Origin of the sequence: Nocardia sp. NPDC059177 (assembly GCF_042755165.1) — a bacterium.
GTDB lineage: Bacteria > Actinomycetota > Actinomycetes > Mycobacteriales > Mycobacteriaceae > Nocardia.
In genome coordinates this window covers 1-22,244 of the sequence record NZ_JBHZBX010000016.1, presented here as the reverse complement: position 1 = coordinate 22,244, position 22,244 = coordinate 1, and the positions used below count along the sequence as shown (strand labels likewise).

Annotated in this window: 23 protein-coding genes and 1 pseudogene; 15 read left to right on the top strand and 9 right to left on the bottom strand. The window is 69.3% G+C overall.

From position 1 onward, the window contains the following. Positions 1 to 11: 11 nt before the first annotated feature. The 3 genes from ACFXK0_RS20220 (at position 12) to ACFXK0_RS20210 (ending at position 3,157) form a co-directional block, all read left to right on the top strand. Positions 12 to 1,190, top strand: a complete 1,179-nt coding sequence (locus tag ACFXK0_RS20220) for an acyl-CoA dehydrogenase family protein (protein WP_379412047.1) — start codon at positions 12 to 14, stop codon at positions 1,188 to 1,190. A 26-nt stretch (positions 1,191 to 1,216) separates the two neighbouring features. Beyond that, the gene (gene bphC / locus ACFXK0_RS20215) at positions 1,217 to 2,122 is read left to right on the top strand and encodes a biphenyl-2,3-diol 1,2-dioxygenase (protein ID WP_379412046.1); all 906 of its coding nucleotides are present in this window, start codon (positions 1,217 to 1,219) and stop codon (positions 2,120 to 2,122) included. Positions 2,123 to 2,305: 183 nt separating this feature from the next. Continuing rightward, positions 2,306 to 3,157 carry an IclR family transcriptional regulator gene (locus ACFXK0_RS20210; RefSeq protein ID WP_379412045.1) on the top strand — a complete coding sequence of 284 codons (852 nt, stop codon included), beginning with the start codon at positions 2,306 to 2,308 and terminating at the stop codon, positions 3,155 to 3,157. Between the two features lie 47 nt (positions 3,158 to 3,204). Here ACFXK0_RS20210 and ACFXK0_RS20205 read toward each other — a convergent pair whose 3' ends face one another. The 3 genes from ACFXK0_RS20205 to ACFXK0_RS20195 all read right to left on the bottom strand — a co-directional run bounded on the left by ACFXK0_RS20205 (position 3,205) and on the right by ACFXK0_RS20195 (position 5,014). Further along, positions 3,205 to 3,843 (bottom strand): Dabb family protein, encoded by a 639-nt coding sequence (locus ACFXK0_RS20205; protein WP_379412043.1) that lies wholly within the window; start codon positions 3,841 to 3,843, stop codon positions 3,205 to 3,207. Further along, positions 3,836 to 4,183 (bottom strand): hypothetical protein, encoded by a 348-nt coding sequence (locus ACFXK0_RS20200; protein ID WP_379412042.1) that lies wholly within the window; start codon positions 4,181 to 4,183, stop codon positions 3,836 to 3,838. Before ACFXK0_RS20200 ends, ACFXK0_RS20205 begins: the two co-directional genes overlap by 8 nt. Positions 4,184 to 4,249: 66 nt before the next feature. Next, positions 4,250 to 5,014: a hypothetical protein gene (locus ACFXK0_RS20195; RefSeq protein WP_379412041.1), complete on the bottom strand. Its 765-nt coding sequence runs from the start codon at positions 5,012 to 5,014 to the stop codon at positions 4,250 to 4,252. 293 nt (positions 5,015 to 5,307) lie between these two features. Between ACFXK0_RS20195 and ACFXK0_RS20190 the strand changes: the two genes are divergently transcribed. Then, positions 5,308 to 5,832 (top strand): hypothetical protein, encoded by a 525-nt coding sequence (locus tag ACFXK0_RS20190; RefSeq protein ID WP_379412040.1) that lies wholly within the window; start codon positions 5,308 to 5,310, stop codon positions 5,830 to 5,832. Between the two features lie 153 nt (positions 5,833 to 5,985). Here ACFXK0_RS20190 and ACFXK0_RS20185 read toward each other — a convergent pair whose 3' ends face one another. Both ACFXK0_RS20185 and ACFXK0_RS20180 read right to left on the bottom strand, forming a co-directional pair. Continuing rightward, a complete protein-coding gene (locus ACFXK0_RS20185; RefSeq protein ID WP_379412039.1) occupies positions 5,986 to 7,224 on the bottom strand; it encodes a type II toxin-antitoxin system HipA family toxin in 1,239 nt (412 codons plus the stop codon). Then, positions 7,221 to 7,523 carry a helix-turn-helix domain-containing protein gene (locus ACFXK0_RS20180; RefSeq protein WP_379412038.1) on the bottom strand — a complete coding sequence of 101 codons (303 nt, stop codon included), beginning with the start codon at positions 7,521 to 7,523 and terminating at the stop codon, positions 7,221 to 7,223. The genes ACFXK0_RS20185 and ACFXK0_RS20180 overlap by 4 nt, the downstream gene beginning before the upstream one ends. A gap of 162 nt (positions 7,524 to 7,685) precedes the next feature. Between ACFXK0_RS20180 and ACFXK0_RS20175 the strand changes: the two genes are divergently transcribed. Next, entirely contained in the window at positions 7,686 to 8,648 is a 963-nt protein-coding gene (locus tag ACFXK0_RS20175) for an alpha/beta hydrolase (RefSeq protein WP_379412037.1), read from the top strand. Between the two features lie 60 nt (positions 8,649 to 8,708). Here ACFXK0_RS20175 and ACFXK0_RS20170 read toward each other — a convergent pair whose 3' ends face one another. Beyond that, entirely contained in the window at positions 8,709 to 9,404 is a 696-nt protein-coding gene (locus ACFXK0_RS20170; RefSeq protein WP_379412036.1) for a PadR family transcriptional regulator, read from the bottom strand. A 101-nt stretch (positions 9,405 to 9,505) separates the two neighbouring features. Here ACFXK0_RS20170 and ACFXK0_RS20165 point away from each other — a divergent pair, with 101 nt between their 5' ends. After that, a complete protein-coding gene (locus ACFXK0_RS20165; RefSeq protein ID WP_379412035.1) occupies positions 9,506 to 10,012 on the top strand; it encodes a flavin reductase family protein in 507 nt (168 codons plus the stop codon). Between the two features lie 50 nt (positions 10,013 to 10,062). Here ACFXK0_RS20165 and ACFXK0_RS20160 read toward each other — a convergent pair whose 3' ends face one another. Then, on the bottom strand, positions 10,063 to 11,694 hold the full coding sequence (locus ACFXK0_RS20160) for a flavin-containing monooxygenase (protein ID WP_379412034.1): 1,632 nt from the start codon (positions 11,692 to 11,694) through the stop codon (positions 10,063 to 10,065). A 194-nt stretch (positions 11,695 to 11,888) separates the two neighbouring features. Here ACFXK0_RS20160 and ACFXK0_RS20155 point away from each other — a divergent pair, with 194 nt between their 5' ends. From ACFXK0_RS20155 to ACFXK0_RS20130, 6 genes are all read left to right on the top strand, one after another. Continuing rightward, the gene (locus ACFXK0_RS20155) at positions 11,889 to 13,424 is read left to right on the top strand and encodes an FAD-binding protein (RefSeq protein WP_379412033.1); all 1,536 of its coding nucleotides are present in this window, start codon (positions 11,889 to 11,891) and stop codon (positions 13,422 to 13,424) included. A 108-nt stretch (positions 13,425 to 13,532) separates the two neighbouring features. Then, positions 13,533 to 13,904, top strand: coding sequence for a nuclear transport factor 2 family protein (locus ACFXK0_RS20150; protein WP_379412032.1), 372 nt, complete (start codon positions 13,533 to 13,535; stop codon positions 13,902 to 13,904). An 11-nt stretch (positions 13,905 to 13,915) separates the two neighbouring features. Continuing rightward, positions 13,916 to 15,577: an FAD-binding protein gene (locus ACFXK0_RS20145; RefSeq protein WP_379412031.1), complete on the top strand. Its 1,662-nt coding sequence runs from the start codon at positions 13,916 to 13,918 to the stop codon at positions 15,575 to 15,577. A 10-nt stretch (positions 15,578 to 15,587) separates the two neighbouring features. Next, complete coding sequence (locus ACFXK0_RS20140) at positions 15,588 to 15,845, top strand: hypothetical protein (protein ID WP_189022857.1); 258 nt, start codon at positions 15,588 to 15,590, stop codon at positions 15,843 to 15,845. A 25-nt stretch (positions 15,846 to 15,870) separates the two neighbouring features. After that, positions 15,871 to 16,662: an SDR family NAD(P)-dependent oxidoreductase gene (locus tag ACFXK0_RS20135; protein WP_379412030.1), complete on the top strand. Its 792-nt coding sequence runs from the start codon at positions 15,871 to 15,873 to the stop codon at positions 16,660 to 16,662. Continuing rightward, the gene (locus ACFXK0_RS20130; RefSeq protein ID WP_379412029.1) at positions 16,659 to 17,534 is read left to right on the top strand and encodes an alpha/beta fold hydrolase; all 876 of its coding nucleotides are present in this window, start codon (positions 16,659 to 16,661) and stop codon (positions 17,532 to 17,534) included. The genes ACFXK0_RS20135 and ACFXK0_RS20130 overlap by 4 nt, the downstream gene beginning before the upstream one ends. 56 nt (positions 17,535 to 17,590) lie before the next feature. On the opposite strand, the gene ACFXK0_RS20125 is transcribed toward ACFXK0_RS20130, so the two are convergent. Both ACFXK0_RS20125 and ACFXK0_RS20120 read right to left on the bottom strand, forming a co-directional pair. Further along, positions 17,591 to 18,418, bottom strand: coding sequence for a mycofactocin-coupled SDR family oxidoreductase (locus ACFXK0_RS20125; protein WP_379412028.1), 828 nt, complete (start codon positions 18,416 to 18,418; stop codon positions 17,591 to 17,593). Between the two features lies 1 nt (position 18,419). Beyond that, positions 18,420 to 19,217, bottom strand: a complete 798-nt coding sequence (locus ACFXK0_RS20120) for a mycofactocin-coupled SDR family oxidoreductase (RefSeq protein ID WP_379412027.1) — start codon at positions 19,215 to 19,217, stop codon at positions 18,420 to 18,422. A 194-nt stretch (positions 19,218 to 19,411) separates the two neighbouring features. Here ACFXK0_RS20120 and ACFXK0_RS20115 point away from each other — a divergent pair, with 194 nt between their 5' ends. The 3 genes and pseudogenes from ACFXK0_RS20115 to ACFXK0_RS20105 all read left to right on the top strand — a co-directional run. Further along, positions 19,412 to 20,467, top strand: coding sequence for a 2Fe-2S iron-sulfur cluster-binding protein (locus tag ACFXK0_RS20115; protein ID WP_379412026.1), 1,056 nt, complete (start codon positions 19,412 to 19,414; stop codon positions 20,465 to 20,467). A 15-nt stretch (positions 20,468 to 20,482) separates the two neighbouring features. Next, complete coding sequence (locus ACFXK0_RS20110) at positions 20,483 to 21,985, top strand: MDR family MFS transporter (RefSeq protein WP_379412025.1); 1,503 nt, start codon at positions 20,483 to 20,485, stop codon at positions 21,983 to 21,985. Next, positions 21,979 to 22,244, top strand: a pseudogene (locus ACFXK0_RS20105) (2-keto-4-pentenoate hydratase); the annotation flags it as partial. The gene ACFXK0_RS20110 and the pseudogene ACFXK0_RS20105, both read left to right, overlap by 7 nt.

Genomic DNA, 22,244 nt, shown 5'->3' with positions numbered 1-22,244 from the left:
CACCACCTGCGATGACCAAGGTTCTCGACAACATCGCCGCGATCGCCGACCAGCTGCGCGATCAGGCCCCGGAGGCGGAGCGTCTCGGGCAGCTGCCCGACGCCACCGCCCAGCTGCTCAAGACGGCGGGCCCGATCCGCCTGCTGCAGCCCAAGAAGTACAGCGGCTACGAGGCGCATCCGCGTGAGTTCGCCGAGACGGTGATGGCCACGGCCGCACTGGATCCGGCCAGCGGCTGGATCGCCGGCATCGTCGGCGTGCACCCGTGGCAGCTGGCCTTCGCGAGTCCGAAGGTGCAGGACGAGGTGTGGGCCGACGACCACGACACCTGGATGGCCTCGCCGTACGCGCCGACCGGTATCGCCCGCCCGGTCGACGGCGGCTACATCTTCAACGGCCGCTGGCAGTTCAGCTCCGGCACCGACCACTGCGACTGGATCTTCCTGGGCGCCATGCTCGGCAACCCCGACGGCTCGATGGCGCTGCCGCCGACCATGCTGCACATGATCCTGCCGCGCCAGGACTACACCATCGTCGAGGACTCCTGGAATGTGGTCGGCCTCAAGGGCACCGGCTCCAAGGACATCATCGTCAAGGACGCCTTCGTGCCCGACTACCGGGTGATGAACGGCGACCACGTCATCGACGGCACCGCGCAGAAGGAATACGGCGTCACCGAGACGCTGTACAAGATGCCGTGGTCGACGATGTTCCCCCTCGGTATCAGCTCCGCGGTGGTCGGCATCGCCGAAGGCGCGCTGGCCGCGCACCTGGACTACCAGCGCGACCGGGTCGGCGCGCAGGGCACCGCCGTCAAGGACGATCCGTACGTGCTCTTCGCCATCGGCGAGGCCGCCGCCGACATCAATGCCGCGCGCCAGGAACTCCTGTCGAACGCGGACAAGATCTTCGACGCCGTCGACGCGGGCAAGGAGATCACCTTCGCCGAACGGGCCGCGGTGCGGCGCACCCAGGTCCGCGCGGCCTGGCGCGCGGTCACCGCCGTCGACCAGATCTTCGCCCGCTCCGGCGGCAACGCCATGCGCACCGACAAGCCGCTGCAGCGCTACTGGCGCGATGCGCACGTCGGCCTCGCCCACGCCATCCACGTGCCGAGCACGGTGTACCACGCCTCGGCCGTCAGCTCCCTCGGTCTCGAGCCCGCGGACAACCTGCGCTCGATGATCTGACCCGGACACCACGAAGGACAACGGAAATGACTGATATCAAGGGCCTCGGCTACGTCAAGATCCAGACCGCCGACATGGACCGCTGGCACACCTTCGCCTTCGACGTGCTCGGCTTCGCCCAGGGCAGCGGACCCGACGAGAACGCGCTGTACCTGCGGATGGACGAGCGCGCCGCGCGCATCACCGTCGTGCCGGGCGACAGCGACGCCATCGTGACCATCGGCTGGGAGGTGCGCGACCACGCGGCGCTGGTCCGCGTGCAGGAGGCGGTGACCGCGGCAGGCATCGCGGTCAAGCCGCTCTCGCTCGAGGAAGCCGACGCGCGCCGGGTCGAGGAGGTCATCACCTTCGAGGACCCGACCGGCGCGACGCTGGAGATCTTCCACGGCGCGGTGCTCGATCACAGCCCGGTGGTGACCCCGTTCGGCGCGAAGTTCGTCACCGGCGCCCAAGGCCTCGGCCACGTCGTGCTGCCGACCATGGACCCCAACGGCAGCTTCGACTTCTACACCGATGTGCTCGGGTTCCTGCCGCGTGGCGCGTTCCGTATTCCGGCGCCGCCGGAGTTCGGGCCGATGCGGGTGCGGTTCCTCGGGATCAACGAGCGCCATCACAGCCTCGCGCTGTGCCCCGCGCCGCACGGTGGCGCGCCCGGTCTGGTGCACATCATGGTGGAGGTCGACACCCTCGACGCCGTCGGCCAGGCCCTCGATCGCGTCGTCAAGGACGGTTTCTCGGTGTCCTCGACGCTGGGCCGCCACACCAACGACAAGATGGTGTCGTTCTACGTGCGCGCACCCGGCGGCTGGGACATCGAGTTCGGCACCGAGGGCATGCGCGTCGACGAGCGCTACTACAGCGCCGAGGAGATCACCGCCGACAGCTACTGGGGCCACGACTGGTCCGGCAGCGAGCCGCTGGCCGCCATGTAATCCCCGCGTACCGCCCTCCGACGGCCCCCGGCCCGAGCACTCCGCTCGGGCCGGGGGTCGTCGTCGTTTCCATACACATCGGCGATTCATGTGACAACGCACACACGGGATGGTATGAATAGGTATATGCCTAATCGAAATATGCGATTCGGCATCAGCTCGTAGATCCGAATGGAGAGCTCCATGGTCATCCAGGCCGAAGCCACCACCCCCAGCGCGATCCTGGACCGCGCGTCCCTGCTGCTCGACGCGTTCGACGGACCGGGCAGGCTCACCCTCGCCCAGATCGTGCGCCGGACCGGGCTACCCCGGTCCTCGGCGCATCGCATGCTGGAGCGGCTCGTGCAGTTGCGCTGGCTACGGCGTGAAGGCCGCGACTACGAGCTCGGCATCCGGTTGATGGAGCTCGGGTCGCTGGCCGTGCATCAGGACCGGCTGCATCGCGCGGCCATGCCGTTCCTGCACGAGCTGCACCGGGTGACCGGGTTCGTGGTGCACCTGGCCGTGCTCGACGGCCCGGATGTGGTGTACCTGGACAAGATCGGCGGTGACCTGTCGGTGCCCACCCGGGTGGGCGGCCGGCGTCCGGCGGCGGGTACCGCCGTCGGCAAGGCGATCCTGGCCTACGCCGACGAGCGCCGCGTCGCCGATGTCCTCGCCGGGCAGGCCACCGCGCGGACCAGGTACTCCATCACCACCAAGGCACAGCTCGACGCCGAACTGACCAAGGTGCGCGCGCACGGTGTCGCGGTCGAACGCGAGGAATCACTGGTCGGGTTCGGGTGTATCGCCGCCCCGATCGGTGACCCGGGCGCGCCCGCGGCGGCGGCGGTCTCGGTGTGCGGGCCGGTGGACCGGATGGCGTTCGACCACCGCTTGGCCGCCGCGGTCCGCACGACCGCGCTCAACATCTGGCGCCATGTCGACGACGGCCGGGTCCGCGTGCATCCGACGCTGCAACAGCACGCGCGCCCGCTCGGCGTCGGCCCGGCCGCGCGTCCGCTCGCCGACCTGCGGGGTTCACGCTCCGCCTGATCATGCCCCGGTCCGGCCCGGCCGTCCCCCGGCCGGGCACCGACGGGTCAGTGCCGCGTCGTCGGCTCGTTGACACAGAAGCTGTGGCAGACCCGATCCCGCACGATCATGTCCGGGCATTCCGGATCGAACCAGCGGTCGACGTGCGCCCAGTGGATCGGATGCATCAGATACGGTCCGTTCAGGCCGTCGAGATCGGTGAATTCCTGTTCCCAGACATGGGTCCACGGCACGGACCCGATACCGCGGATCACCCGGCTCAACTGCCAGGACCGGATGGTCGGGATATAGCCGGGCATGCGCAGCAGGTCGGCCTCGAAGCGGTCGATCGTCGCGTGCGTGGTCCCCGGCGCGACCCGCAGCAGCAGGACCCGGTACACCGATCCCGGTGAGCGCGGCTCGGCGACCCCACCGACACCGCCGTCGTATTCGGCACCGTCGACGTGGGTCACGAGCGGGTCGGCCAGCACCGCGTCCACCCGCGGCGCACAGCCGGACCAGTCGGCCGCCTCGTCGAATCGCAGGTGCACCAACACGTCCCCGCCGTTGCGCACCCCCGGCAGCGTGGGCTGCACCAGCACCCGCCGCGCCGCCCCGGCCGCCGCCGCGCGCAGTTCGGTCATCAGCCGTTCGGCGTCCGAGCCGTCCGCAGCGGAAAGATGTACCAGCCGAACGACATCAAACATTGCCGAGCCTCGCGATGTCGGCGGCCTCGGCCCCGGTCGACCGCGTGCGATGAACTATCAGCTCGTCCACGCCACCCCACCATCCCCGCACCGCCGGATCCGACCGCCCCCGCCAGGTCATCTCCCACCACCCTTCGGCCCCGTCGAGCAGCCACGTCGCGATCACCGTGTTCGACTCGTCGGGGAACCACACCGGCGGACTGACCACGATCCGTTCCAGCGTCATCCCCCGCTCGCGCGCCCCCGGCGCGTACTCCCGCAGATAGGCGTCGACGAACTCCCTGGCCCGACCAGGTTTCGTCACCACGGTGTCGATCACAAAGACCTTGGCAGTGTTCATGTACCGACGGTAGGCACCCACCGCCAGGTCGTGACCTGGCGTTTCCGCCCAGCGGGAGACCCGTACTCACCCGCGCTCGGGTGAATCGCCCAGCACTCGGGATTCGAATCCATGGATCAACAGGTCGGTCAGCAGCTCGGCAGAGAGCTTGTCGCGTAGGGCCGGGTCTTCCCGCAGGCACGTCAGCGCTTCGAACAGTCCCACCGATCCGACGCCCCAGAAGTCGACCGGAACCAACCACGGCCCGTTCGGTTCTCGTCGCGACGGTCGCCAGACGGCACTGGCGAAACCATCCCGGCGGTGCCGGCGTATGCCTGCCCGGTCAGCGGTGATGGTGATGACGTCGCCGTGCGGTGTTTCCGCGGCGCCGATCTCGATGATGCCGTCCCAGGCGAATTCCCGGTCGAGACCGGGCAATCGCACGCGCAGCGAGTCCGCGGAGAGGATGAGCCGTGCCGAGCGCCGAACTCCGGCCATGCTCGCGGCGACGAGCAGCGCGACCACGCAGAGGCCGATGGCGTAGCCGGCTTCCTCGCCCAGCCCCTGCCGCCAGCCGAGAACTGCCGCGATACCGCAGGCGGTCCCGAACCCCATCAGGAGTGCCAGCGCCCTCAGCGGGCGATAGCGCAGCACCACGACACCGGGGTGTTGCGCCTGCTGAACGACCGGGGAATGCTCGGCCTGGTCGGCGTAGTGGCCGGCCAGGCCGATCGAGCCGAGCGGGACCAGCAGCAGACTGATCTTCGCGAACGTCAGATCACCGGTGACGAGCCCGACCACAACGAAGGCCAGCCCGACGATGACCGCCGCCCACGATGCTCCGGTGACCACGGAGCGATAGACACCTCGGCCGTTCCCTGTTCGCCGACGTGGCCCGTGCACCATGAATGAACCTCGGCTCTCGTGCTTCACGCAGGTCTGAAGGACAGTATCGGTCCGATCGAAGATTTGCGGAGAGGTCCGAACCGGATTTGTGCCTTGGCGAACCTGAACGGGCCGGGTTCGGGCCGAACCGCGGAGTGCGATCGATCAGGCCGCGTCCTCGGACCTGGCCGACAACTGCCGGGGAGGAGCGTGCGATAACGGGAGCGACATGGCTTCGACGAGTCAGTAGGCTGCCGGCCATGAGTCCTCTCTGGCGCGGGGCAACCCGGATATTTCTGCGCAGCGGCCCGATTTTCGGCATTGTCATGGCGCTTTACCTGGGATTGATCTCCGGCTCGGTGTGGGGTGGGGTGATCGCCGGATTGATCGGTGGACTGCTGTTCGGTGCGATCATCAGCGGGTTTTCCGTGATACGGGCACGGCGCGATGGCACCGGCCACGAGCTCGGAGCCGATGTGCGCCAGCAGGTTTCGATCGAGATGGAGCGGCCCGCCGGGGAGTCTTTCGCGATGGCCGAACGGGTGCTGGCCGAGGTGCCGGCGACCATCACGCAACGCGATCCCGCCGCGGGTGTACTCACCGCGCGCACGAAGGTGTCGTGGATGAGCTGGGGCGAGAACCTGCAGGTGGTGGTTTCGGAACGGCCCGACGGCAGCACCGTGGAGATCTCCAGTCGTCCGCGCCTTCCGATCACTACCGTCGACTACGGCCGCAATCTCCAGAATGTGCGGTCGATCGTGCGAGCACTGACCATACCGGCATAGCGGCCGGCCCTTCCCATCTGTCGCGGGACCGATGTCCTCCCGGGCCTGAAGGACTTGGTGGCTGAGTGGTGGGCCATTCCCTCGCACGGCCGGTGTGCGGTTGATGCGTGGCGCGTTGCGGTGGTGGGGGTGTTTGACGTGGAAGACTGACATTTAGATCTGGGCTGCGTTGGCAACCGCATCCAGGCGCGCATCGATCGACCCGGTCATCGTCGTCACCTCACGCTCGCTGATCCCGTTCCTGCGTGCGGCGTCACGCCAGTTTGTCAGCGCTCCTGCGATGCGGAGCATTCGTTCACGCCCCTGTGTGACGGTCATGCTGCAATCTTCGGCAAAGGCGAGTAGTCCGTCCGTTTCCTCCGGGAGCGTGTCCGCTCCCATGATCGAGGTCGAGCGGGGCCGCCATGGATCCGGGTTCGGGTTCACATCGAAGACGGGGCTCAGCGCCCACGATCCTCGATCAGTGAGAAAGCCGTGGTTACGCAAGTGATCGTCGGTATTGCCAAGCGCGACGCTCGCGACGACACGATCGAAGAGTTCATGGTGATCCCCCTTCGGTGAGCGCGAAAGATCGCGCATCGCCTCTGCGATGTCGGCGTAGTCGCGGTGTTCGCCATCGGTCGAGCCCGTGGCCGTCATCGCACTGATGTAGCCGAGACGACGGCCAGTATCGGTTCGATCGAATCGGCGCAGGACAAGCACGCTGCGGCCGCCGACGCGGGTGAGTCGCCGTTCGGGCGTTCGGATCCCTGCCGCCTCCATGAGGTCGAGCATTGTCGCCTCCCACGCCATGACGTCCCACTGGTCACTGCCATGCGGAAACTTCGCAATCGCGAGGCTGCCGTCCTCCAGCCGCACCGAAGCCTTCGGCCGCGCCCCGCCGAGCCCAGTGGTTCCCGTGTCCAGCAGTTGCTTGATCGCTGCGGCAGGATCGTCGTCTGAGCTGATCTCGTCGGAGGCGTTCAGCAACTCTGGCAATGAAACAAGCTTCGGGACAGTTGATGGCCTTCCGAGATACTCGTCGTTTCCGGAAAGTCGGAACCGGAGCGCCCCCTGGCGCGTGTCATCGCTGACCCCGAGAAGAAAATCGAGATCATCCAGCCTGCGTGGGGTCTTCCCCTCCACACGAGCGCGTACACGCTCGGCCTTCTCGATGAGGTTGCGGCCCCAGCGATCTGGGGCGCTGTCGGCGAAAGCGCGAACCAACCCATTCTGATGCTGAGAGCCCGACAGTAGTGGAAGCGCCGGGTCGATGGCCATACCACCATCCGCGAGGTATCCGTTGTCATAGAGAAACGTCGTGGAGATCTGGCCACGGGAACGGGTGAAGTGCGCCTGGCCGACCGACTTCGTGCGACCAGCCTCGTCGACGAGGACCTCGACCGTGGTCATCGCGCGCGCCGCTTCGTCAGATTGCCGGCCCGAAGTCTGCCGATGTCGCTGTTCAGTGGATCGATCGACTCGATCGCCGTGTCGAGCACGCCGAGCGCCCGAAGTACCTGCGCGACGTTGCCGAAGCTGACGGTCAGATCACCGGTCTCGACCTTGCGCAGAGTGTCTCGCGTGATGCCCGCGCGCTCGGCAACCTGCTGGGCAGTGAGGCCAAGGACCATACGCCAGCCCCGCACGTGCTCGCCGAACTCGATAGCCTGCCGATCGATCCGATAGCCCGCCATGACCTTCCCTTTCATCTATGACGAGCATACCAGTCACAAAGGCACGTTGTGGCGATCAACGTCGCCACAACGTGTTTACTCCCGATTAGGCGGGAAGCACCTTGACTACAGCCTGGAGTTTCCGCCCAGCGGGAGAACGCGGTCCCGGCCGGGGCGTCCGAACCTACCGTGACCTGCATGACTGGACGAGTTTTCCCGACTACGGGGCCGGGCGCGGTACGCGATCCGGAAGTTGCGGCGATGCTGGCCGCGCTCGACGCCGGATTCCCCGATGTCGCCGCGATGGAGGCTGCCGAGGTGCGGGCTGCGATCCGCGCCAGGCGTGCGCCGCTGCGACGGCTTCCCGATATGCGGGAGGCGCGCGACGTCACCGTGGACGGGCCTGGCGGGCCCTTGCCGTTGCGGGTGTACCGGCCGCATCACGACGGTGCGGCGCTGCCGGTGATCGTGTTCGCGCACGGTGGTGGGTTCGTGTTCTGTGATCTGGACAGTCATGACGAGTTCTGCCGGTCGATGGCGGCGGGGGTCGGCGCGGTGGTGGTTTCGGTCGACTACCGGCTCGCCCCCGAGCATCCGGCTCCTGCCGCGCACGATGACATGCTCGCCGCGTTGCGCTGGGCCGCCGAGAACGCGACCAGCTACGGCGGCGATCCGGCCAGGATCGCGCTGGCCGGTGACAGTGCGGGCGGCAATCTCGCGGCCACCGTGGCCATCGCGGTCAGGGACGGTGGCGGTCCCGAGCTCGCGGCGCAGATCCTGATCTATCCGGTGATCGACGACGATTTCGACACCGAGTCCTACCGGCGGTTCGGCACGGGGCACTACAACACGACCAGCGCCATGCGGTGGTATTGGCGCAATTACGCACCGCACGGCACCGACGACGTGCGTCTGGTGCCGACCAGGGCGGCCACGCTGGCCGGGCTGCCGCCCGCGGTGGTCGTCACCGCGGAACTGGACCCGCCCTGCTCGGCGGGGGATGCCTACGCACAGCGTCTGGCCGGTGACGGGGTGGCGGTGCGGCATCGCCGCTACAACGGGCTGTTCCACGGCTTCCTCACGATTCCGTCGCTGTCGGCGACGACCGCGGCGCGCACGGAGGTCTGGGCGATGGCGCGCGACCTGCTCGGTCCGGCCTAGCGGCAGGCGGTTCAGGTCATACGGTGATGGCCTGATCGCGCACGCGACCCGGTGGGCTGACTAGTCGGCCGGGTCGTGCTGCAGCGCTTCTTCTTCCAGGACGCGCTGCTCGATCTCGCGCCAGCGGCCCGGGGTCGGATGTGGGTATTCGGCGCGCTCGTCGTGTTCGGCGCCCTCGAGCACGATGCTCGCGGCGTCGATGTCGTCGATCAGCTGCTGGGCCAGTTCGCGTTCGGCCGCGTAGTGGCGCTGGGCCCATAGCAGCACGATCTGCGAATAAGCCCAGCCCGGTTCGGATCTCGCGGCCTCGGCGTCGATGCCGGCGCGATGCTCGAGCTTGTCGACATCGGCGATGTGGTCGCGCAGGATCTGCTTGAGGCGGTCCGGGGAACCGAGGTGACCGAACATCACCCGCAGCAGCACGTGGTGTTTGAGCACCGACGGGTCGACCGGCGCCTTGTTCCACCAGGTGGTGACCGCGGCCCGGCCGGAGTCGGTGATCCGGTAGAGCCGCCGTCCGCGCATGGCGTTGTCCTGGTCGAGGCGCGAGCTGGCGAAGCCGTGCTGTTCGAGCTTCTTCAGCTCGGCGTAGATCTGGCTGTAGGACGGCGTCCAGTACACATAGCTCAGGCTCCAGTCGGCCCACTTCTTCAGGTCGTAGCCGGAGACCTCCTCCTCGTAGGAGAGCATGGCGAGGACCGCCCAGCTGGTCGCCGGCAGATTGGGCACACCGGTATCGGGGTCGGGGGTCGCCATCGCTGCATGTTATCAATCGCCCCCGGCGTTGTTGGCCCGGCGACAACCACTCACCGGGAGGACGTCTTGAGCAGGTCCGCGCCCACCCGGATGGTGGAGGGATGAATGCAGACAACATCGTCGTCGCCGCAGGCGCCCCGGCAGCCGCCGAGCTGCGCCGCGTCCTCGGGCACTTCGCCACCGGCGTCGCCGTGATCGCCGCGCACGACGGGACGCGCCCGCTCGGCTTCACCTGCCAGTCGGTGGTGTCGGTGTCGCTCGACCCGCCCTTCGTCTCGTTCTGCCCCGCCAAGACCTCGTCGAGCTGGCCGCTGCTGCGCGAGCAGGGCTCGCTGTGCATCAATATCCTGGCCGAGGAGCAGAGCGCGCTGTGCCGCCAGTTCGCGGTGAGCGGTGCCGACAAGTTCGCCGGGGTCGCGTGGGAGCGGGCCGGTAACGGCGCGCCCGCACTGGCCGGGGCGCTGGCCCATATCGAGGTGAGCGTGGAGCTCGAGCACGATGCGGGCGATCACACCGTGGTACTGGCCCGCGTCGGTGACCTGCGCGCGACCGAGGGCGGCAAGCCGCTGCTGTTCTATCGCGGCGGTTTCGGCGGTTTCACGGCCTGAACGACCACGACGGGGTGCTCCGATCGCTCGGAGCACCCCGTCGCTGTGTCTCAGGCCTCGAGGACGTCGAAGCCCTTGTACCCGGCGGCCGCGACCTCGGCGATGATCTCGCCGTAGACACCGAACCCGCCGACGAAGGGCATGAACACCCGCGGCCTGCCCTCGATATTGGCGCCCAGGTACCACGAATTCGCCTGGGTCATCAGGGTTCCCTCGGCCCGGGCCGCGCACTCGCGAACCCAGTCGGCCACCGCGTCGGGTCGCGCCTCCAGTGCCGCCGCGCCCTGGCCGTCGAGGAAACCGATGGCCTCGGCCACCCAGTCGACGTGCAGTTCCGAGTGCAGCACCATGTTCGCCAGCACCGAGGGACTGCCCGGCCCGGTCAGGACGAACAGGTTCGGGAAGCCCGTCATGCCCAGGCCCAGATAGGTTTTCGGTCCTTCCCGCCACGCCTCGTTGAGTGTCTCGCCACCGCGGCCGACGATGTTCATCCGCGATACCGAGCCGGTCATCGCGTCGAATCCGGTGGCCAGCACCAGGGTGTCGAGCGGGTAGTGCGCGGCCTCGGTGTGCACGCCCGCGGCGTCGATGCGGGTGATCGGGGTGGCGCGCAGGTCGACGAGCTCGACATTGGCGCGGTTGTAGGTCTGGTAGTAGTTCGTGTCGGTGCAGATGCGCTTGGTGCCGATCGGATGATCGCGCGGCACCAGCAGCTCGGCCACCGCCGGATCCTCGATCACCGCCCGCACCTTCTCCTCCCAGAATTCCCGGGCGGTGTCGTTGGCGGGCAGCGTGGTGAGCTGGTCGGGGAAGGTCTTGCTGAACAGCACCCCGCCCAGGGCCCAGCGCTTCTCGTAGGCGGCGCGGCGTTCGGCCTCGTCGACGTCGAGCGCGGAGGACGGGTGCGCCTGGTGCGGGGACCCGCCGCCGCTGGCCATCGACAGGCGCCTGCGTTCGGGATAGTTGCCCTTGTGCGCCTGCCGGTCTTCCTCGGTCAGCGGCGTATTGCCCGCGGGCACACTGTAATTGGCGGTCCGCTGGAACACGTGCAGCCGCTCGGCCTGTTCGGCCAGGCACGGAATGGTCTGGATACCGGAGGATCCGGTACCGATGACCCCGACCCGCTGCCCGGTGAGGTCGACGCCCTCGTGCGGCCAGTGCGAGGTGTGCAGCACCTGCCCGGCGAAGGTGTCGAGACCGGCGATGGCGGGGGTGTTGGCGTTGGACAGCGGTCCGGTGGCCAGCACGACGAACCGGGCCGAGACCGTGCGCCCGGTGTCGGTGGCGACCTGCCAGCGCAGGGTCGCCTCGTCGAGCACGACATCGGTGACGCGGGTACCGAATTCGATGTCGCGGCGCAGGTCGTAGCGATCGGCGACGTGCTCGAGATAGGACAGGATCTCGGGCTGGGTGGCGTACTTCTCGCTCCAGTTCCACTCCTGCTGCAGCGTGTCGTCGAAGGAGTACGAGTAGTCGACGCTCTCCACGTCGCAGCGCGCGCCCGGGTAGCGGTTCCAGTACCAGACGCCGCCCACGCCCTCGCCCGCCTCGAACACCCGCACGCGCAGGCCGCTGCCGCGGAATCGGTGCAGGGCGTACAGGCCGGCGATGCCCGCGCCGACGACGACCACGTCGACCTCGGCGGGGTCCTTCGCTGGTGCCGATGGGGTCTCGGGGTTCACAGTGCCTACCTTTCGATGAAGACCGTTCTCCGCGCCGACGGTAGGGACGCCGACGCCGCTCGAGCAGGTGTCCCTCCCGCTGACCGGCACATTCGCGCATCGATCGCCTCCCGGTGATCGGGACGGCCGGGCCGGGACCGTCCGCGCCGGGCCTACCGTCGTCGGCAATTCGAGGCAGGACCAGGAGGAGAACAGTGGTGCACTGGAACGACGAGGTGGATGTGCTGGTCGCGGGGTCGGGCGGCGGCCTGGCCGGCGCCTACACCGCCGCCCGCGAGGGACTCAGCGTCGCGGTGGTCGAGGCGACCGACAAGTTCGGCGGCACGACGGCCTATTCGGGCGGCGGCGGGGTCTGGTTCCCCTGCAATCCGGTCCTGGAGCGCGCGGGCACCGACGACACCATCGAGGACGCGCTCACCTACTACCGCGCCGTCGTCGGCGACCGCACCCCCGAGGACCTGCAGCAGACCTATGTGCGCCGCGGCCGGGACCTGATCGAGTACCTCGAGGCCGACGACCATTTCGCCTTCGAGATGCTGCCGTGGCCGGACTACTTCGGCAAGGCGCCCAAGGCCCGCCTCGACGGACAGCGCCACATCATGCCGACCCCGCTGCCCGCCGCGGCGCTGGGCGAGTTGCGCGTATCGCTGCGCGGACCGCTGGACACCGACCGGCTCGGCGCGCCGCTGCCGGAGCTGCTGATCGGCGGGCAGGCGCTGATCGGGCGCCTGCTGCGTGCGATCTCGGCCTACCCGCACGCGCGGCTGCACCTGAACTCGCCGCTGGTCGAGCTGGTGGTCGAGGACGGTGCGGTGGCGGGCGCGATCGTCGAACGCGACGGTGCCCGGGTAGCGATCCGCGCCCGCCGCGGCGTGGTGCTCGCGGCGGGCGGCTTCGAGCAGAACGACGAACTGCGCAAGCACTACGGCGTGCCGGGTGCGGCACGCGACACCATGGGGCCCTGGGGAAATCAGGGGCGGGCACACCAGGCAGGCATCGCGGCCGGCGCCGACACCGACCTGATGGATCAGGCGTGGTGGTCGCCGGGCCTGACCCACCCGGACGGGCGGTCGGCCTTCGCGCTGTGGTTCACCGGCGGCATCTTCGTCGACCAGGACGGCCACCGGTTCGTCAACGAGTCCGCCCCCTATGACCGGCTCGGGCGTGATGTCATCCGGCAGATGGACGAGCGTGGGCTGCGCCTGCCGTTCTGGATGATCTACGACGACACCGAGGGCGAGGTGCCGCCGATCAAGGCCACCAACGTGTCGATGGTGGAGACCGAGAAGTATGTCGAGGCCGGGCTGTGGCACACCGCCGACACTCTCGCCGAGCTGGCCGCGAAGATCGGCGTGCCCGCGGCGAACCTCGAAGCCACCGTCGCGCGGTTCAACGGGTTCGTCGCCGACGGGGTCGACCCCGACTTCGGCCGTGGCGACGAGGCCTACGACCGCGCCTTCTCCAATGGTGAACCGCCACTGGCGCGCATCGAGAAGGGCCCGTTCCACGCGGCCGCGTTCGGCATCTCCGATCTGGGCACCAAGGGCGGCCTGCGCACCGACAGCGCGGCCCGGGTGCTGGGGCGCGACGGCGAGCCGATCCCCGGCCTCTACGCGGCGGGCAACACCATGGCCGCCGCCAGCGGCGAGGTGTATCCCGGCGGCGGCAATCCGATCGGCGCGTCCATGCTGTTCAGCCACCTCGCGGTGCGCCACATTCTCGGCGGGTGACCCCGGCGCCGGTCCTCTCCCGCTGGCCGGGACGGACCGGCCCGCACGGGCCCGCGAATGTGGTTCCGTTCACAGAGCAAACCTTCGACATTGATCAGGAGCAACACGATGGCCTCAGCCGACGACATTCGCGCGACGGTGCGCAAGTACATCGAGACCGTCGGCGGCGGGACGGCTGCCGACATCGCCGCCCTCTACGCCGAGGACGCGACGGTGGAGGACCCGGTCGGCAGCGCGCCGCATGTCGGCCTGGCGGCGATCACGAAGTTCTACTCGGCCATCGAGCCGATGGAGCGCTCGACCGAACTGTTCACCGTGCGCGTGGCCGGTGACAGCGCCGCGTTCAGCTTCCGGGTGACCACCAAGTTCGGCGAGCAGGCCGTCACCATCGAACCGATCGATGTCATGACCTTCGACGAGGACGCGCGGATCACCAGCATGCGCGCGTTCTGGTCGCAGGACGACATGGTCATCGGCTGAGCGGGCCCGCGATGACTGCGAACGACACCCACTGGGATCACGAAGTCGGCTTCCTGGTCGTCGGCAGCGGCGCGGGTGGGCTCACGGCCGCGCTCGCCGCCGCCGACGCGGGCCTGGACACCCTGGTCATCGAGAAGGCCGGGGTCTACGGCGGCAGCACCGCGCTCTCCGGCGGCGGCATCTGGGTGCCCAACAACCCCGAGCTGCTGCGTGAGGGCCTCGGTGACTCGCGCGCCGATGTGCGCGCCTACCTCGACGCCGTCGTCGGTGACCGGGTCCCCTCGGCGAACCTGGACACCTTCATCGACGAGGGCCCGCGCATGCTGGCCTTCCTGGAGACCAGCCCGCGCCTGCGTTTCCAGTGGTGCACCGGCTATTCCGACTACCACCCCGAGGCACCGGGCGGACGGCCCGCGGGCCGGTCCATCGAGCCGCTGCCGGTGGACCTCGAGCAGCTCGGCGCCGACGAGGAGCTGCTGCGCCCGGCCGCGCTGGCGACCCCGCCCGGCCTGTTCATCACCTCCAAGGACTTCGTCCAGCTGAACATGGTGACCCGCACCTGGAAGGCGCGCTGGACCGCGCTGCTGACCGGCCTGCGCGCGGTCAAGGCGATCCTGCTGCGCCGCCACATGGACACCCTGGGCCGGGCCCTGATCGCCCGGTTGCGGCTCGCGCTCACCGACGCCGACGTGCCGCTGTGGCTGAACACGCCGCTGCGCTCGCTGATCACCGACGATGCCGGCGCGGTACTCGGTGTGCTCGCCGAACGCGACGGCCGCGAGATCCGGATCAGGGCGCGCGCCGGGGTGCTGTTGGCCACCGGCGGTTTCGAGCACAATCAAGCTATGCGCAAGCGCTATCTGCCCGAGGGCGGGCGCGACAACTTCAGCGCGGCCTCGGCGGACAACACCGGTGACGGCATCGTCGCCGGTGAGCGGATCGGCGCCGCGGTCGACCTGATGGACGACGCGTGGTGGATGCCCTCGTTCCAGCGGCCCGAGGGCATCAATCAGGTGCTGGTGTCGGAGCGCTCGATCCCGCGCTCGATCATCGTCGACAGCACCGGCCACCGGTTCACCAACGAGGCCTCACCGTATGTGACCTTCGTGCACGCCCAGCTGGCCGGCGGCAACGATCCGGCCTGGCTGATCTTCGACGCGAAGGCCAAGAGCCGCTACCCGATCGGTGGCATCCTGCCGGGCCAGAAGTTCCCGGCCTCGTGGACCGACACCGGGCTGGTGCGAAGCGCGCCCGATGTCGACGGCCTCGCCGCCGCGATCGGCGTGCCTGCCACGGACCTGCGCGCGACCGTCGAGCGTTTCAACGGTTTCGCCCGGGCCGGTCACGACGCGGACTTCGGTCGCGGCGTCAGCGCCTACGACAACTACTACGGCGATCCGACCCTGGACTCCCCCGCGCTCGACGTCATGGACAAGGGCCCGTACTACGCGCTGCGGATCCGGGTCGGCGACCTGGGCACCAAGGGCGGGCTGGTCTACAACGAGCACGCCCAGGTGCTGCGCGCCGACGGCTCGGCCGTTCCCGGGCTCTACGCCGTCGGCAACACCTCGGCCGCGGTCATGGGCAACGACTACGCCGGCGCGGGCGCCACCATCGGCCCGGCCATGGTGTTCGGTTACGTCGGCGCGCGGCACGCCGCGGGCGAGCGCTGAGGAGGTAATCATGCAACCCGTCGAATGCGGTACGTGCGGCAACAAGGTGCTGGCCGAGAAGTTCAGTCCCAGCCACACCAGCATCCAGTGGCTCGACGACGCCGAGTCCGCGTGCCCGGAATTCGCCCGCCGTGCCGCGCTCGGCGAGCACAGCAGCTGGATCCCCACCTGCCCCGCCCTGCGCGACTCGATCGAGAACGCGGTCCGCGCAGGCGCGTTGGCGACCGATCAGTTGCGCCACGAGCCGGTCCCCGGCCGGCTGGGCTGACCCCACAGACAAAGGAGAGAAAGCCATGAACAGACTCGACGACCACCGCACGCTGGTGACCGGCGCCGCGTCCGGCATCGGCCAGGCCACCGCGCTGCGACTGCTCGACGAGGGCGCCACCATGGTCGCCGCCGACGTCTCGGCCGACGGCCTGGCCGCCACCAAGGCCCAGGCCGCCGAACGCGGCACCGCGGACCGGCTCACCACGCTGACCATCGATATCGGCGACGAACAGTCGGTGACCGACGGTGTCCGCTCGGCGGTCGAGACCCTCGGCGGCCTGGACTCGCTGGTGAACGCGGCGGGCATCCTGCGCGCCTCGCACACCGAACAGACCTCCCTCGATCTGTGGGATCTGATCATCCGGGTCAACCTCACCGGCACCTTCCTGATGGTCCGCGAGGCACTGCCCGCGCTGCTGGCGAATCCGCGCGCGACCGTCGTGAACTTCAGTTCCACCTCGGCGGCCTTCGCCCACCCGTACATGGCGGCCTACGCGGCGAGCAAGGGCGGCATCCAGTCCTTCACCCACGCACTCGCCCTCGAATTCGGCGGCAAGGGCCTGCGCGCGGTGTGCGTGGCGCCCGGCAGCATCAAGTCCGGCATCACCGACGCCACACCGGGTTACGTGCCCGCCGACGCCGACTGGGCGCTGTTCTCGAAGCTGTCCCCCGTCCTGCCGACCGACCGGGAATCCGGCGGCGCGGGCATGGGTGATCCGACCGCGGTGGCCGGGGTGATCGCCATGCTCGTCTCCGAGGACGGCGCCTTCATCACCGGCACCGAGATCCGGATCGACGGCGGTACGCACGCATGACCGAGTTGAGCTACGAGGCGACGCTGCGCGAAGTGCGCACCGACGCGGGCGTGCTGCGCTATCACGAGGCCGGTGAGGGTCCGCCGCTGTTGCTGCTGCACGGCTCGGGCCCCGGCGTCACCGGGTGGCGGAATTTCCGCGGCAATCTCGCGACCTTCGCCGAGCGGTTCCGGTGCCTGGTGCTGGAGTTCCCCGGTTTCGGGGTGAGTGACGACTTCGGCGGTCATCCGATGGTGACCGCGCTGGACTCGGTGGTCCGTTTCGTCGACGCGCTCGGCCTGGACAGTGTCGACATCGTCGGCAACTCGATGGGCGGCGGCGTCGCGCTCAACTACGCGATCGCGCACCCGCAGCGGGTCGGCAAACTGGTGACCATCGGCGGCATCGGCAAGAACATCTTCAGCCCCGGCCCCGGTGAGGGCATCAAGCTGCTGCAGGAGTTCACCGAGGAACCCACTCGGGAACGGCTGATCCAGTGGCTGCACTCGATGGTCTACGACCCGGCCATGGTCAACGAGGAACTGATCGAGGAACGCTGGGCCCAGGCCACCGACCCGGCCACCCTCGACAGCGCCCGCCGGATGTACAGCAAGGCCGCGTTCACCATGATGGTGCGGGCCATGGAGGCCTCCGACGCGCCGCCGCCGTGGGCGATGCTGCACAAGGTGCAGGCGCCGACGCTGCTCACCTGGGGCCGTGACGATCGGGTCAGCCCCCTGGATATGGCGCTGATCCCGATGCGGACCATTCCGCGCGCCGAACTGCACGTGTTCCCGAACTGCGGGCACTGGGCGATGATCGAGCGCAAGAACGAGTTCGAGTCGGCGGTGCTGGCCTTCCTCACCCGCAAGGAGACCGACCGCTCCACATGAGCCGGCAACGCGCAACGGGGGCCTCCGATGGAGGCCCCCGTTGTCGTCGTCGTGGGTCAGCGCTGGGTGGAACCCGCGTCGACCGGCAGGGTCACCGCCGTGATGTAACGGGCCTCGTCGGAACCCAGGAACAGCGTGGCATTGGCGATGTCGACCGGCTCGACCCACGGGATCGGGAGCATGTTCATCGTCACCGCCGCCGCGGCGAACTCCTCGCGAGTGGGATGTTCGAGATCGGGCCGGAACGCCCGGCGCACCATGTCGTTCTGGATCATCGGGGTGTCGACATTGGTGGGATGCACCGAATTCACCCGGACATGGTGCGGGGCCAGCTCTTTGGCCAGCGACCGCATCAATCCGACCACACCGTGCTTGGCCGCGGTGTAATGCGCCACCCCGACCAGGCCACGCAGCCCGGCGATGGAACTGGTCAGGATCATCGCGCCGCCACCGCGGGCGAGCAGGTGCGGGGTGGCGGCCTTGCAGGTCTGCCACACCCCGGTCAGGTTGACATCGATCATCGTCTGCCATTGCAGTTCGGTCAGCTCGAGCGCCGGACCGCTGGAACTGATTCCGGCGGTGGCGCAGACGATGTCGAGCCCGCCGAGCTCCGCCACGGCGGCATCGACCGCGGCACGCAGAGCGGCTCCGTCGCGCACGTCGACCGTCGCGGCGACGACCCGCGCGCCGGTGGCGGTGACGGCGGCGGCGGTCTCGGCCAGGTCGGCCGCGCTCGCCGGCGGGGTCACCACCGAGTCGACCGGACCGCAGAGGTCGACGGCGACGATGTCGGCGCCCTCCTCGGCCAGCCGGATCGCCTGGGCCCGGCCGATACCCCGCGCCGCGCCGGTGACCAGCGCGATCTTTCCCGAAACTCGTCCCATGTCACACCTTCTGAGTCAGTCCGGCATCCACCACGAGCTGGATTCCCGTCACATAACGGGACTCGTCGGATGCGAGGAAGAGCACGGCATTGCTGATGTCGACCGGGTCGACCCACGGCACCGGCAGCAGCGTGCGGCTCGCCAGCACGGCCGCGGCGTCCTCCCGGGTCGGATTGGGCAGGTCGGGGCAGAGCTTGGCGTAGACCGCGTCGTTGAGGATCATCGGCGTGGCCACCGACCCGGGATGCACCGTGTTGACCCGGATATTGCGCGGGCCGAGCTCGTTGGCCAGGGTGCGGGCCAGCCCGACCACGGCGTGCTTGCTGGCCGAATAGTGCGCGGCGGCCGCGGCGCCGGTGATGCCGTTGGTGGAGCTGACGATGACGATCGAGCCGCCGTCGGTCAGCGCCGGGACCGCCGCGCGCACGGTGTGCCACATACCGGTGAGATTGATGTCGATGGTGCGCTGCCAGGCCTGATCGGTCAGTTCCCAGGACAGGCCGAGGTCGGCGTAGATGCCCGCGTTGGCGACGATAACGTCGAGGCGGCCCAGCGCGGCGACGCCGTCGGCGACGGCCACATCCAGGGACACCTGGTCCCGGACATCGGCCGCGGCGGTGACGCAGACCCGGCCTGCGGCTTCGACCTCCGCGGCCGTCCGTGCCAGTTCCGCGGCAGCGGTGTCGAGGTCGACAGCGATGATGTCGGCGCCTTCTTCGGCGAGACGACGGCAATGGGCGCGGCCCATTCCGCCGGCCGCGCCGGTCACCAGCGCGACGGTGTTGTGCATGCGGTTCATCGGGCGCCCCCGGGAGATCGAGTGTCCACGACCGACGACGCTAGGGTCGCCCGATACCGCGTCGACCCTGGTCTTCCCGGTCAGCGGGCACTCGTGCGGCGACCTCCCGGCCACCGGGAACACGGTGGCATCGGCTCCGTGACAGCTGTCACGGTGGGTTCCGCACGCCGGTTCTGTGATCGAGGAGGACACCAGTGACGAGGGCGACTGTCGAGACTCCGCGTGGCTCGCGGGTGGTGACGCTGCGGGTGGCCGCGGTGATCGAGGAGACCGCGGACGCGCGCTCGCTCGTCTTCGACGTGCCCCCGGAGGCGGCCGACCGGTTCGCCTACCGGCCCGGCCAGTTCCTCACCCTGCGGATCCCGAGCGAGCGTCCCGAGCCGGTGGCGCGCTGCTATTCGCTGGCCAGCTCCCCGTTCACCGGTGACCCGCCGCAGGTCACGGTCAAGCGCACCGCCGACGGCTACGGCTCGAACTGGTTGTGCGACAACGTCTCCGTCGGCGACACCCTCGATGTGCTGCCGCCCCAGGGCACCTTCACCCCGGCCTCGCTGGACACCGACCTGCTGCTGTGGGCGGCGGGCAGCGGCATCACCCCGGTGTTGTCGATCCTGCGTTCGGCGCTGGCCGGCGGCACCGGCTCGGTGGTGCTGTTCTACGCCAATCGCGGTCCCGAGTCGGTGATCTTCGCCGAGGCGCTGCGCGAGCTGGTGGCGCGGTATCCGGACCGGGTGAGCGTGGTGCACTGGCTCGAATCGCTGCAGGGCCTGCCCACCGCCGCCCAGCTGGCGCGGTTCGCGCGGCCGTACGCGAGCTACGAGTCGTTCGTGTGCGGGCCCGGCCCGTTCATGACGGCGGTGACCGAGGCACTCGCCGGCGCGGGCTGGCCGCGTGAGCGGATCACCACCGAGGTGTTCGTCTCGCTCTCGGGTGACCCGTTCGCCGAGCCGGAACCGCTCGATCCCGCCGAGGACGCCGACGCCGCGCAGGTGGAGGTGGAACTCGACGGCGCCGTGCACGCGCTGCGCTGGCCGCGTTCGCGCACCCTGGTCGACGTGATGCTCGCCGACGGCCTGGACGTGCCGTATTCCTGCCGGGAGGGCGAATGCGGTTCCTGTGCCTGCACCGTCGTCGACGGCGGCGTGGACATGCCCGCCTCCGGGATCCTGGATCAGGACGACATCGACGCCGGCTATACCCTGGCCTGCCAGGCCCGGCCCCGCACCGACCGGGTCCGCATCCGTTTCTGAGCCGAGAGGCGCTCTGTGGCAATCGATACCGCGCGATCCGAGGTCGGTTTCGGCTCGGATCGTGGGCCCGTCCTCGTCTCGCTGATGCTGGCCACCGGTCTGGTCGCCCTGGATTCGACCATCCTGGCGACCGCGGTGCTGTCGATCACCGACAGCCTCGGCGACTTCGGGCTGTTCCCGTGGCTGTTCACCAGCTATCTGCTGGCCCAGGCGGTGACCGTGCCGATCTACGGTGCGCTCGCCGACACCTTCGGCCGCAAGCCGGTGATCCTGTTCGGGGTGGTGGTGTTCGCGCTCGGCTCGCTGCTGTGCGGGCTGGCGAGCAGCATGCTCGCGCTGATCGTGTTCCGCGCGGTGCAGGGTATCGGCGCGGGCGCGATCCAGCCGACCACCATGGTGATCGCGAGCGACCTCTACACCCTCGCCGAACGTGCCACCGTGCAGGGCTATCTGGCCGGGGTGTGGGCGGTGGCCTCGGTGACCGGGCCGCTGCTGGGCGGGATCTGCGCCGACTACCTCGGGTGGCGCTGGATCTTCCTGCTCAATCTGCCGGTCGCCGCGCTGGCCGCGTGGATGCTGATCCGCAATTTCCAGGAGCGCACACCGCGACAGCACCGCAGTATCGACTACGCCGGGGCGGTGTTGCTGACCCTCGGCGCGGGCGGGCTGGTGCTCGGGCTGCTGGAGAGCGGCCGGGCCTGGGCGTGGGGTTCGCCGGTCGGGCTGGCCGTCTTCGGTGGCGCCGGGCTGGCGCTGATCCTGTTCGTGGCCGTGGAAGCGCGCGCGGCGCGACCGATTCTGCCGCTGTGGGTGTTCACCCGGCGGGTGGTGGTGGCCAGCAGTGTGGCCGCCGTGCTGGGCAGTGCACTGCTGTTCGGGTTCACGACCTATGTTCCGATGTTCAACCAGGGTGTGCTCGGCTCGAGCGCCCTGGTCGCGGGACTGGTCGCCGGCGGGCTCACTCTGGGTTGGCCGCTGGCAGCCGCCCGGGCCGGAAAGGTGTACCTGCGCTTCGGTTTCCGCTTCTGCGCTGTACTGGGCGCGACGATCGCGGTGCTCGGCGCCGGTACCACGCTGATGCTGGGTGAGCACTCGCCGCTGTGGCAGGTGGCCGTCTCCTGTTTCATCGTCGGCGCCGGTATGGGCCTGGTCGCCACGCCCACCCTCATCGCGGCGCAGACCAGCGCGCGCTGGTCCGAACGCGGCGTGGTGACCTCGGCCATCATGTTCGCGCGTTCGCTGGGCAGCGCGGTGGGGGTGGCGGTGTTCGGCGCGCTCGTCAATGTGCGCCTGGGCGAGACGGGCGCGGCCTCGCCGCAGACCCTCGCGGCCGCGGTGCATCTGGTGTTCACCGCTATCGCCGTGATGACGGTGGTGCTGGTGGCGGCGTGCGCGTTGATGCCGGGCAGGATCACACAGTTTCCCGCCCATCCAGCGGGAACACCCACGCCGGACGGCGCGTGCGGCCCCGAGCATGGGAGGGCATCACCAGAGGAGAAGAGGGAGCCAGGATGCTGACAACCAGCGTGCGTACCGAGCTCGCGGCCGAATTGGCGCGGGCGGAGCTGGATCGGGTGGCCGTGTCCCCCATCGCCGACCGGTATCCGGCCATCGACGTGGTCGATGCCTACGAGATCCAGCTGCTCAATATCCGGCGCAGGCTCGATGACGGCGCCCGGATCGTCGGCCACAAGGTGGGGCTGTCGTCGAAGGCGATGCAGCAGATGATGGGTGTCGACGAACCCGACTACGGTCACCTGCTCGCCGAGATGGAGGT